The following is a 10,063-nucleotide window of genomic DNA, read 5'->3' as shown; positions in this document are numbered from 1 at the left end:
TCGAAACCCCATGTGCGGAAGACAGATCTAGAGGCTATGACCCGCGTCGTCGACACCGCGCAGGAGGTTCTGCTGGTGACCGGGTCGCGATCACGCGATCGGGCCTATCTGGACGCTATTGAAGCGGCGTTGGCCGACCGGCCTGCACTGGTGCACTATCGGGTACTGTTCGGTCCTCCGCACCGGCAGGTACTGAAAGATCACCTGTTACGGCTGCTGACCCTGCGGAACCCAGCCGATCGTGGTCATGGCTACAAGACGTTGAATCTGGACTTTATCACAGATCAGACGGCGCAGCCAGAGCGCTTTCTGTGCGTGTCGGAACAGGCCGCGGTCACGCCGATCCCCTCGCTGACGTCGGCCGAGGCGTTCGACTCCGGTGTTCTGCTCGGAGCGCAGCCGGCAGCGCGGCTGGTGGATCATGTTCGGCAGTGCTACGCAGCCAGTAGGAGGATTGAGACTGTGGAGGCGGTCGAGGCCCTGCCGGTCCTGCGGGGGAGATGATCCCAGCATGTCAGGTGAGATACGTGCGCTGCTGCGGGCGGCGGAGGCAGACCAGCGATCGGTCGTGGCTTTGACCGCGGACCTGGTGAGAGTGCCCAGCCGTGGCGGGCTGGATCCGACCGGCCCGGTATTGGAAGGCGCAGCGGGATGGCTTCGTGGCCGCCGACTTCCTGTACGCCGGCTGCACGACTCGTGTGGTGAGCTAGTCGGGGTCGTCTCCGAGGTGGTCGGAGGTCAGCCCGGTCCCCGGCTGGTGCTGGATGCCTGCGTGGACACCGCCCCGTTCGGGGACGAGGATGCCTGGACTTATCCGCCGACCAGCGCCACCGTTGTGGACGGGTGGATGTGGGGCCGAGGGGCTGCAGATTCGAAGGTGGGTGCGGCTATCTTCTGCCATCTCCTCCTTCGGCTCGCCGTCGGCGCTGACCAGCTCCACGGCGGCGTCACCCTGCTCTTGGACGCCGACGAGCATACCGGCGGCTTCGGGGGCGCCCGCGCTTTCGTCGCCAGCCTCGAAGACACCTCGGCGGACACCCTCGGCGTGATGATCGGCTATCCGGGCGCCGAGCATGTGGTCGTCGGTGGGCGGGGCGTGCTGCGTGCCCGCCTGCTTGTCCACGGGGTGGCGAGCCATTCCGGCGGGTCGGCATGCACCCCGAACGCCATTGTCAAGGCCGCTGACCTCGTCGCCCGCCTCGCCGCCGCACCGCTGCCCGCTCCTGAGGCGCGTTTCCCCACCGGCGGGAAGGTCACGGTCACCGAGATCAGCGGAGGACAGAGCTGGTCGGTGACCCCGGACCTGTGCACCGTCAGCGTCGACCTACGGCTGACCCCAGCTTTCGACGCCGCGGCAGGCGAGGCACTGCTACGGGCAAGTGCCGCTGCGCTGGACGCGGGGTGGCCGCACACCCGGGCCACGGACATCCTTCTCGAGACCTGCTGGCCTCCCTACGCAATGGAGGACACGGCACCGCTGCCAGCCGCGATCCTCGACGCCGCAGCTCAGCTTGGCTTGCAGACCAGACCCAAGGTGGCCGGCCCGTCGAACATAGGGAACTACCTGGCGGGGGTGGGCATCCCTGCCACCGCGGGCTTCGGCGTCAGCTACGAGAACCTGCACGCCGCGGACGAACGTATCCGACTCGACACGATCCCCACCATTCAGGCCGTTTACCATGCCGCCGCGCTCACCTTGCTGACCTGACAATTGTCAGAACTGGCCTGACAATTTGTCGGAACTTTGTAGGAACTTGTCATCGTCGGTCGCAGCGGCATGCGACGAGTTTCTAGCAAGCTCATGATCTGGAGCTACGCCAGCAGGAACGTCACCCTTCTCGTGTTGTTCGTCACGCGAGAGGGGATGCGGTATGAAAGTTTCTGACACGGCCCTGATCCAGCGTTTCGGTGCCGCCCTTCGCCTGGCCGGCGCGCATCACAGCCGGCATGAGGGGGTAGGCGTAGACGATGCCCATGACCTCCTTCTCGATCCCGCTGTCCTCGCCGCATGGTTGGCCGGCCGGGCTGACGGCCGTGTGCGAGTAACCGGCAGCCTGGATCGCCGGCTGGTTTTCTTGGAGCGAGCGGATGGGACGTGGGTCGTGGCGGATTTGTCCGGCCAGCCTCACCGCAGCCGCCGCTGGCCGACCTGGACCACACGGCATCTGACCCTCGAGAAACCGGATTCGTGGTTGTCACCGGCCCGTCTCGACGAGGCGGGAGTCGTTCGTCTGTCGCGGCCGGTCACGCTGCTGGCCGCCCTGTACCACCCGGAGAATTTCCCACTACCCAGGTTTCCGCTTGGTATCAGCACCGTCGCGCGCGCCGCGCGGTCGACCCTGCTCGGCAGGGTGACGCTGGCCGACATGCAACTCGGTCCCAGCCTCGACGATCTCATCGCGCACGCCACCGCCGGCAAGGTGGACATTCTCGGTATCTCCGCGACCTTCGGCCAGCACGATCTCCTGATCCGCTTCCTGGACGCCGTCCATGCCCTGGCCGAACCGCCGATCGTCGTTGCCGGAGGCAGCCTCACCGCCCGCAACGAATCTCTGCTGCTCGAACGCTACCCACAGCTGCTGATCGCCCGGGCTGCCGGCGAGGCCACCATCGAAGCCATTCTCGGGTACTGGCACGGGGACTGCGACCAGGAACAGATACCCGCCCTCGGCTACACCGGTGCACGCCGCCGCGGCGCGCTCGGCATCAGCCGGCGTCGTTCCAGCACACCAGTGACTCGCGACACCACGACGGACGTCGTACCCGAACTCGACCTCCTCCCGGCGACCTTCACCCATCATGGTGTCGCCCAACTGGAGACCAGCCGGGGCTGCACCTCGTACTGCTCGTTCTGCCCCCGCGGCCACAAGGGCTCCTGGTCCGGCGCGGGCCTCGACCACCTTCCGTGGCTGCTCACCGAGATGCGCGCGGTCTTTACCCGACATCCGAACATCGCCCGGGTGCTGTACCTGGTCGATGAGGAGTTCCTCGGCCGCGACGCCGACGCGGCAACGCGGGCGCTGAATATCGCCCGGCTGCTGCAGGAGGCCGGCTTTGCCTGGGAGTCGAGTTGTCGGATCGACCAGGTTGTCCGCCCGGACCGTGACCTGGACTGGCACGCCGAGCGTGCTGCGATGTGGCGTACCCTCCTCGACCGCGGACTTCGACGCATGCTGTTCGGCGTGGAGTCCGGGGTGGACAGCATTCTGGTGCGCTTCGCGAAACAGACCACTGCCGAGCAGAACGTGCTCGGCATCCGCACCCTGTCAGCGATGGGGGTCCCGACCCGCTTCACTTACATCACCTTCGACCCGCTGATGAGCCTGGAAGAACTCCGGGCCACCCACGCCTTCCAGAAATGCACAGACCTACTGCTGCGCCCGCAACCACACCTGCCCCCGGCCGAGATCGTACGGGCTGTCCGTAACGATGCGTTCGCCGCCGAAGCCACCACCGGTCATCCCCTGTACCACGGAGTCTCCTACCTCCTGGTCGGCATGGAATGTTTGATCGGCTCCGCGTACACCCGCCGAGCCCGCCAAGCGGGGCTGACCGGGACGGTGACGCCGTCGATGGGCCGGGTCGAGGCGCGCTACGCTGACCGGCGTATCGGTGTCGCCGCCGACTGGGCCCAGCGATGGGTCGACCGCACCTTCGCCTTCGATTACGTTCTCAAGTCACTGGAGAAGCTCCTCGACGGACCTGTCCGCGCCAGCGTGCGGCAGGCACGGGTCGTAGTGAAGGACGCCGCGTTTGCCGTGCTTGGCGACATGATCGCCGCTATCGAGGCACAGCCGGAGAACCCCGACGGTGGGCAGGCATTGTCCACGCGGATCGCCAGCGCCCTCGACGCGCGTTTCGCGCTCCTTCAGGATCGGATGGCGGCCGTCGTCCACGACCTGAGCGGCCAGATGACCGGCCCACACGCCGATTTTCTCCGCCGTGAACACCGACGGTGGGCGGCCACGACGGGCTGGCGGCTGATCAACGCGGCGGACGCCTGCGGGACCTGACCCCGATGGTCGCCCCTACCATTCAGGTGACAGTCTTCTCCGGGATCGGCACCCAGTTAAACTCCGGGCAGAACCTAGCATACGTGACCAGCTTCCAGACTGCGTAGTCCTCCAGCCGGCTGGCTTCCCGCAGCAGATGCTTGACCCAGGTGTGGCAGACCCGCTCCGAATAGGTCATCGCCTGCTCGATCTGGTCGAGCATCCGGCAGGCCACGCTGAAGTCTTCGACGGTCAGCGCACTCAGGTCAATCTCCACGCCGTCCATAGTGAAGGCGAACACCAGCCGGGTCGTCGAGAACCGGGTGTTGCGCTCGCCGATGAAAGGGGCGTGCCCTTCGAGTGCTGTCATCAACGCGGCGCGCTGCTCGACCGGATAGCCGATCCCCAGGTCCAGATCGGAGGTCTCCAAGTTCAGCCTGGTACCGAACGAGCCGACATCGCACGGACAACGGCCGGTCCACTGCTCGATGAGCATCGAGGCCTTCGCGCGCACAGCCTGCAGACGCTCGTCATGAACGCGCATCGCAGTGTAGAAGCGCTCCGCGCGGTCGAACTCGACATCCGGGAAATCGCTGCGGTCGGCCCATCCCTTCGCAGTGATCGCATCTAGATCCAACAGGGTGGTGGGGTGCGGAGTCATCACCCCGGTGACCTTAGCGTTACGCCGGGCAGCGTCGACTAGGGGCAGACCCCCATCACAGATCAAGAAAACAGGTGACTCGAATGATCGAAGACGACGGTATGGCTCGTCGGACGCTCGCCGGCGGCCTGACCGTGCACCCCATCGGGATCGGCTGCTGGGCGATCGGCGGCCCCGACCACAACCTGAGCCTGCCCATGGGCTGGTCCACCGCCGACGACACTGCATCCCGCCGCGGGCTGGAAACCGCCTACAGCCTCGGCGCAAACCTCTTCGACACCGCTGACGTGTATAGGCACGGCCACTCCGAACGCATCCTCGGCCGCTTCGTCGAGACGGTGGATCGTGACAGCATCGTACTGTCGTCCAAGGTCGGCTACTTCGCCGGCACCGCCGCCCATGCCTACCTGCCCGCAGCCATGCGCAGCCAGCTCGAAACCAGCCTGGAGAACCTGCGCACCAACCGGCTCGACATCTACTTCTTCCACACCAACGAATTCGGACCTGATGATCGCTACCTCGACGGCGCGATCGAGCAGATGCGCGCCTTCCAGCACGAAGGGCTGATCCGCTGCATCGGGATGCGCGGTCCGCACCGCTACGCCCCCGACCGTCTTACTACACCCCATGGGCAGCGGGAGGACAAACATGCACGCTTCCGTACCCTGTTCACCCGGCTCCGGCCCGATGACCTCGCCGTCCGGTACAACCCGCTGACCCCACCCTCACCCGCCGGCCAGCCGGATATTTTCACCGTCGCTGCTGAGTACCATACCAGCATTCTGATCAACAAGCCGTTGGCGCAGGGCCTGCTCACCGGCAAGTACAACCCCCACCAGCCGCCCCGCTTCACCGACGGCGACCACCGGCAACGCAAACGCTGGTTCACCCCCGACGCCCTCGCCATCATCGACCAAGGCCTCGCGCTTCTCCGCGACCGCTTCGGCCCTACCCCCCACGCCCTCGTCCGCGCAGCCCTGCGCTACAGCTTGCAACGCACCGACAACGCCGCCGTCCTCGTCGGATTCACCACCCCCGAACAGGTCCGCGAGAACCTGACAGCCTCCGGCCCAGCCCTGTCCCCCGAAGACCTCGCCGTCATCCGCTCCACCCTCAGCACACTCCAACAAGAACTCGACGCCAGCGGCGACGTCTTCATCGACGAGGCCGACACTCACACACCATGACCGCCAACCAGCCTGCCCTGTGCACCCCGCACCCCTCAGTCCACTCGGCATCGACCGCCGCGCGGCTCCTCGTCTTCAACGCCCAACACGCCGCACCGGCCCGAGCACGCAAACAGGTCGCCTGGATCGCCCAGCAACCAGACGCCGACCTGCTGGTCCTCACCGAAGTCAGTTCCGGACCCGGAGGCACCGCACTCATCGATACCCTCACCTACTACGGATACAGCCACATCCACGCCCCCCAGCCCACCGACCCCGACTACCGGACCGTCCTGGCCTCCCGCACCGCACCTCTCCATCCGCTATCCACCGGCATCACCGTCCTGCCCCACCGCGCTGCGGCCGCCGAGGTTCGCCTCGGACGCCACGCCCTCGGCCTGATCGGCCTCTACGTCCCATCCCGAGGATCAAAGAAACGCCGCAACGACAACAAACGCGCCTTCCAGGCGGCCGTCACCGCAGCCCTACCCCAACTTCTCACCGCCTTCAATGGCCCGGTCATCATCGCTGGAGACCTGAACGTCCTCGAACCCGGCCACATCCCGCACTACCGCGTCTTCGGCGACTGGGAGTACAACTTCTACCGTTTCTTCATAACTGCTGGCCTCGCTGACGCCTACCGCCATCTCCACCCCGACGCACTCGGACACAGCTGGTCCGGCCGCAGTGGCAACGGCTACCGCTTCGACCACATCTTCCTCACCACCCCCCCACCTGCCACCTGTGACCGGCTGCGACTACCTCCACACCCCACGAGCACTCGGGCTCAGTGACCACGCCGCCATGCTCCTCATTCTGGAGCTGAGTCAGAATATGTCGATGACGACCACGGTGATGTTGTCCGCGCCGCCGGCAGCCAGCGCCACCGAGGCGAGATGGTGGGCGACCGCGGCGGCGGGCGCGTCCGCCGGCAGGCGTCCGACGTGACCGGCGAGGGCCGTGGCGGCCGAGGCGTAGTTCCACAGCCCGTCGCTGCACAGCACCACCCGTCCCGGCCCGGTGAGGGGCAGCGAGACGACGCGCGGTACCGCTGACCCGCTGCCCGTCCCGATCCAGTGGGTGATGGTGTGGGCGCCGGGCGCCGTCTCGGCCAGCTCGGCCGGGAGCAGGCCGGCCCGCACCGCCTCGGCCGCCAGCGTGTCGTCCTCGGTCAGCAGGCGCGCGCCCCGCGGGCCGAGCAGGTAGGCCCGGCTGTCCCCGAGCCAGCCGACGGCGAGCCGGTCCGCCGTCACGATCGCCGCGACGAACGTGCAGGCCGGCGCGTCGTCGGGGCTGGTGATCGAGGCGACGGCGCTGCGCTGGGCGGTCGCGACCGCCGCCCGTAGCGCGGCGTTCTCCCAGGGGACGCCGCCGCCCGTCGGCCCGGGAGACCTCGGCGTGCCCACGACGTCGGCCAGGAAGGCGGTGGCGTCCCGGGCGGCGGCCACGGCGGCCGGTCCCGAGCCGGGAGCCGTCGACACCCCGTCGCACACGACCGCCACGACCGCCGGGCGGGCCGGGCCGGGCAGGTCGGCTGGGTCGGGCGGGCCGACGACGGCGAGGGCGAACCCGTCCTCGTTGCTCCGGTGGACGAGGCCGCGGTCCGACACGCCGGCCGCGATCGTCAGGTCGACGCCGATCCGGTCGCCGGGCTCGCGGCCGGCCGCCGTCAGGGCCACGCCGCAGCGCTCGCAGAACCGGTCGTCGGGAAGGACCTGCGCCGCGCAGCCGGGGCAGTGCCGCGCCAGGCCGGGGTCCGCCATGCCGGGTTGCGATGTACCGGGGTCCCGCGGCCCCGGCGCTGGGCCCGGCCGCCGTCCGGCGTTCATACCAGGGTCCGCGGGCGGACACGGTTGGCGAGGTCGATGAGGGCGTACCGCTCGTCGGTGGTCGCGGCCAGCCGGGCGAGCTCCCGGTAGGCGCGTTCCAGGCCGAAGCGCAGGTCCGGTTCCCGCAGTGCGGCACCGGCGACCGTGACGTCCGGATCCACCGGGAGCGTGCCGGCCGCCACCAGGTCGAGCGCGGTGGTCAGCAGATCCCGGATGAGGGCGGCCCGGTGGCCCGGGTCGAGGCCCAGGCCGGCCAGCACGTCCGACGCGGCCATGACGCCGGCCCGGTCGGGGACGCCGGCCACGGTCACTGTGCCGAGTATCCGGGCCAGCCGGATCTGGGCGTCGACGTGGGCGGCCGAGGCCGGTGGTACCCGGCGGTAGGCGGCCACCGCACCGTCGCGGTCGCCCGCGGCGATCCGCACCCGCGCCAGCCCGAACGCCGCACCGGTGAACGCGTCGTCGGTGCGCGATACCAGATCGTACAGCTGCTGCGCCCGGGGGAGGTCGCCGGAGGCCTCCGCGGTGCGCGCCAGTGCCAGCTTCGGCGCGAGCTCGCCCGGGACTTCGGCGTAGACCCGGTCGAACGCGGCGCGGGCCGCGGCGGTGTCGCCGTCGGCGAGTGCCAGCAGCCCGCGCTGCCAGTCCACCCGCCATTCGAAGGGGTCCTCCGCCTCGATCTCGGCGAGCACCTCGCGGGCGGCTGCGGGCCGGCCCAGGCGCATCCGCAGGTCGGCCAGGCGCAGGCGCGCCCCGACGCTGGTGGTTCCCGTCGCCTCGAGCAGCTCGGCGAGCTGCTCGGGCGCGAGGTCCGGTAGGGCGGTAAGTGGGCCTGCCGCTGGGTCGTCGGGGTCGGCCCACAGCCGGGGCAGCACCGACCACGGCGGCAGCGCGGTGGGGTCGGCGTCGGTGAGGCCGCCTTCGCCGGTGGGGTGGACGTCGCCGGTGAACCGCCGGCTCGGCGCCGGGGCCGGTGTCCCGCGTTCGGCCGCGACGATCTCCCGCAGCACCCCCAGCAGTTCGTCGTGCATCTCCTCGGCGCCGGTGAAGCGGCGGTCGGGATCGGGTGCGGTCGCCTTGAGTAGGAACCGGTACAGCGATTCGTGCCGGGCGAGGACGGGATGGCCCGTCGCCGGTGGCATCGTGTGCAGGTAGGTCGAGGTGTTGCCGCGGAAGTCCAGGATGAGGGTCGCGAGCGTGCGTCCCACGGCGAACAGGTCGGAGGCGACCGAGGGGCCGGTGGTGGGCACCTCGGGTGCCTGGTAGCCGGGGGTGCCGTAGCCGGCACCGGCTACGGCACCGTCATCGAGGCGACGGACCGCGCCGAGGTCGATCAGGCGCAGCGTCTCCCGGCCGAGCATCACGCTGTCGGGTGTGAAGTCGCCGAACACCAGGCCGTTCCGGTGCAGGTAGGCGAAGGCGGGCAGCACCGCGAGGAGGTAGGCGACGGCCTGGGCGGCCGGCAGCGGGTCGGGCCGGCCGGCGTCGGCCCGACGCCGGCGCAGCACCTCCCGTAGCCAGGTGCCGCCGACGTACTCCATCACGATGTAGCCCGTGCCGGCATGCTCGACGAAGGTGAAGATCCGCACGATCGCCGGGTGGTCGACGGAGGCCAGGAACCGGCGCTCGGCGATGACCGCGGCCTGCGCCTCGCGGTCGCCGGAGTCGAGCAGGCCCTTGAGCACGACCCAGGAGTCCTCCGCGACGCCCGGGTCCCGGGCGAGGTAGATCCAGCCCTGGCCGCCGTACGCGAGGGCCCCCGCGATCTCGTACGGCCCGACGCGGTCACCGGCGTGCAGCGTGGGACGGAACGAGAACGGCTGGCCGCATCCCGGGCAGAAGCCCTCGGGACGCGCGGGCCGGCGGCCCCGGGAGCGTCCCACCGGCGCGCCGCACCCGGCGCAGGCCCGCCGCCGTTCCGGGATCTGCGGGTCTGCCAGCAGCATCGACGTCGGGTCCGGCACGTCGCGCTCGGGCACGTCGAGCCCGGGTACCTCGACCAGGCCCGCGCCCAGCCGGCTCGGTGCGGTCCGCGACCCGTCCTCGACGACGCCCTCGCAGTCCGGCTCCGGGCAGGGGATGACCGCGTTCACGCACACTCCTCGGTCGAGATCGGGGTCGAGATCGGGGGCGGGGTCGAGATGGGGAGCGACGGGGCCGGACGCAGCCGGGTCAGGACCACGCCCACCTCCTACCGAGAGATCACCACCGGTCAGTCCCGGTAGCGGGCGACCGGTGGCGCCGGCGGCGGGGCGAACGGTGCCGACAGCCACTGCCGGGCCAGTCGTTTCCAGGTGCCGTCGGCGATCGCGCGGGCCAGCACGCCGTTGATGAAGCGGGTCAGTTCCGGGGATCTGTCGCTGATCTTGTGATTCTTCTGGCCCGCCGGTGATCATCGGGCGAGGAGGACCCGTT

General features: G+C 69.6%; 9 protein-coding genes. 5 read left to right on the top strand and 4 right to left on the bottom strand.

Going from position 1 to position 10,063, the window contains the following annotated elements; all coding sequences use genetic code 11:
* Together AC08OU_RS18015 and AC08OU_RS18010 are read left to right on the top strand one after the other, a co-directional pair.
* On the top strand, positions 1–504 hold a 504-nt coding region (locus tag AC08OU_RS18015), incomplete at its 5' end, for a hypothetical protein (RefSeq protein ID WP_476605374.1).
* 7 nt (positions 505–511) lie between these two features.
* The gene (locus AC08OU_RS18010) at positions 512–1,708 is read left to right on the top strand and encodes a M20 family metallopeptidase (RefSeq protein ID WP_476605373.1); all 1,197 of its coding nucleotides are present in this window, start codon (positions 512–514) and stop codon (positions 1,706–1,708) included.
* A 142-nt stretch (positions 1,709–1,850) separates the two neighbouring features.
* Here the strand turns inward: AC08OU_RS18010 and AC08OU_RS18005 are convergent, their stop codons facing one another.
* On the bottom strand, positions 1,851–1,976 hold the full coding sequence (locus AC08OU_RS18005; protein ID WP_476605372.1) for a hypothetical protein: 126 nt from the start codon (positions 1,974–1,976) through the stop codon (positions 1,851–1,853).
* A 126-nt stretch (positions 1,977–2,102) separates the two neighbouring features.
* Here AC08OU_RS18005 and AC08OU_RS18000 point away from each other — a divergent pair, with 126 nt between their 5' ends.
* Positions 2,103–4,013, top strand: coding sequence for a B12-binding domain-containing radical SAM protein (locus AC08OU_RS18000; RefSeq protein WP_476605371.1), 1,911 nt, complete (start codon positions 2,103–2,105; stop codon positions 4,011–4,013).
* A 22-nt stretch (positions 4,014–4,035) separates the two neighbouring features.
* On the opposite strand, the gene AC08OU_RS17995 is transcribed toward AC08OU_RS18000, so the two are convergent.
* Positions 4,036–4,653, bottom strand: a complete 618-nt coding sequence (locus tag AC08OU_RS17995; protein ID WP_476605375.1) for a hypothetical protein — start codon at positions 4,651–4,653, stop codon at positions 4,036–4,038.
* Positions 4,654–4,736: 83 nt separating this feature from the next.
* Here AC08OU_RS17995 and AC08OU_RS17990 point away from each other — a divergent pair, with 83 nt between their 5' ends.
* Together AC08OU_RS17990 and AC08OU_RS17985 are read left to right on the top strand one after the other, a co-directional pair.
* A complete protein-coding gene (locus AC08OU_RS17990; RefSeq protein WP_476605370.1) occupies positions 4,737–5,840 on the top strand; it encodes an aldo/keto reductase in 1,104 nt (367 codons plus the stop codon).
* Positions 5,837–6,613: an endonuclease/exonuclease/phosphatase family protein gene (locus AC08OU_RS17985; RefSeq protein WP_476605369.1), complete on the top strand. Its 777-nt coding sequence runs from the start codon at positions 5,837–5,839 to the stop codon at positions 6,611–6,613. Before AC08OU_RS17990 ends, AC08OU_RS17985 begins: the two co-directional genes overlap by 4 nt.
* A gap of 33 nt (positions 6,614–6,646) precedes the next feature.
* On the opposite strand, the gene AC08OU_RS17980 is transcribed toward AC08OU_RS17985, so the two are convergent.
* Both AC08OU_RS17980 and AC08OU_RS17975 read right to left on the bottom strand, forming a co-directional pair.
* A complete protein-coding gene (locus AC08OU_RS17980; RefSeq protein WP_476605368.1) occupies positions 6,647–7,582 on the bottom strand; it encodes a PP2C family protein-serine/threonine phosphatase in 936 nt (311 codons plus the stop codon).
* A gap of 62 nt (positions 7,583–7,644) precedes the next feature.
* A complete protein-coding gene (locus tag AC08OU_RS17975) occupies positions 7,645–9,741 on the bottom strand; it encodes a serine/threonine-protein kinase (protein WP_476605367.1) in 2,097 nt (698 codons plus the stop codon).
* Between the last annotated feature and the right edge of the window lie 322 nt (positions 9,742–10,063).

This window comes from Frankia sp. CcMO1 (genome assembly GCF_977945845.1).
The sequence above is the reverse complement of the archived record's forward strand: the minus strand, read 5'-3'. Positions and strand labels throughout refer to the sequence as shown.

Coding starts and splice junctions, on each gene's coding strand:
- AC08OU_RS18010 (WP_476605373.1), top strand. CDS start 512: ATGTCAGGTGAGATACGTGCGCTGCTGCGGGCGGCGGAGGCAGACCAG.
- AC08OU_RS18005 (WP_476605372.1), bottom strand. CDS start 1,976: ATGGGCATCGTCTACGCCTACCCCCTCATGCCGGCTGTGATGCGCGCC.
- AC08OU_RS17995 (WP_476605375.1), bottom strand. CDS start 4,653: ATGACTCCGCACCCCACCACCCTGTTGGATCTAGATGCGATCACTGCG.
- AC08OU_RS17990 (WP_476605370.1), top strand. CDS start 4,737: ATGATCGAAGACGACGGTATGGCTCGTCGGACGCTCGCCGGCGGCCTG.
- AC08OU_RS17985 (WP_476605369.1), top strand. CDS start 5,837: ATGACCGCCAACCAGCCTGCCCTGTGCACCCCGCACCCCTCAGTCCAC.
- AC08OU_RS17980 (WP_476605368.1), bottom strand. CDS start 7,582: ATGGCGGACCCCGGCCTGGCGCGGCACTGCCCCGGCTGCGCGGCGCAG.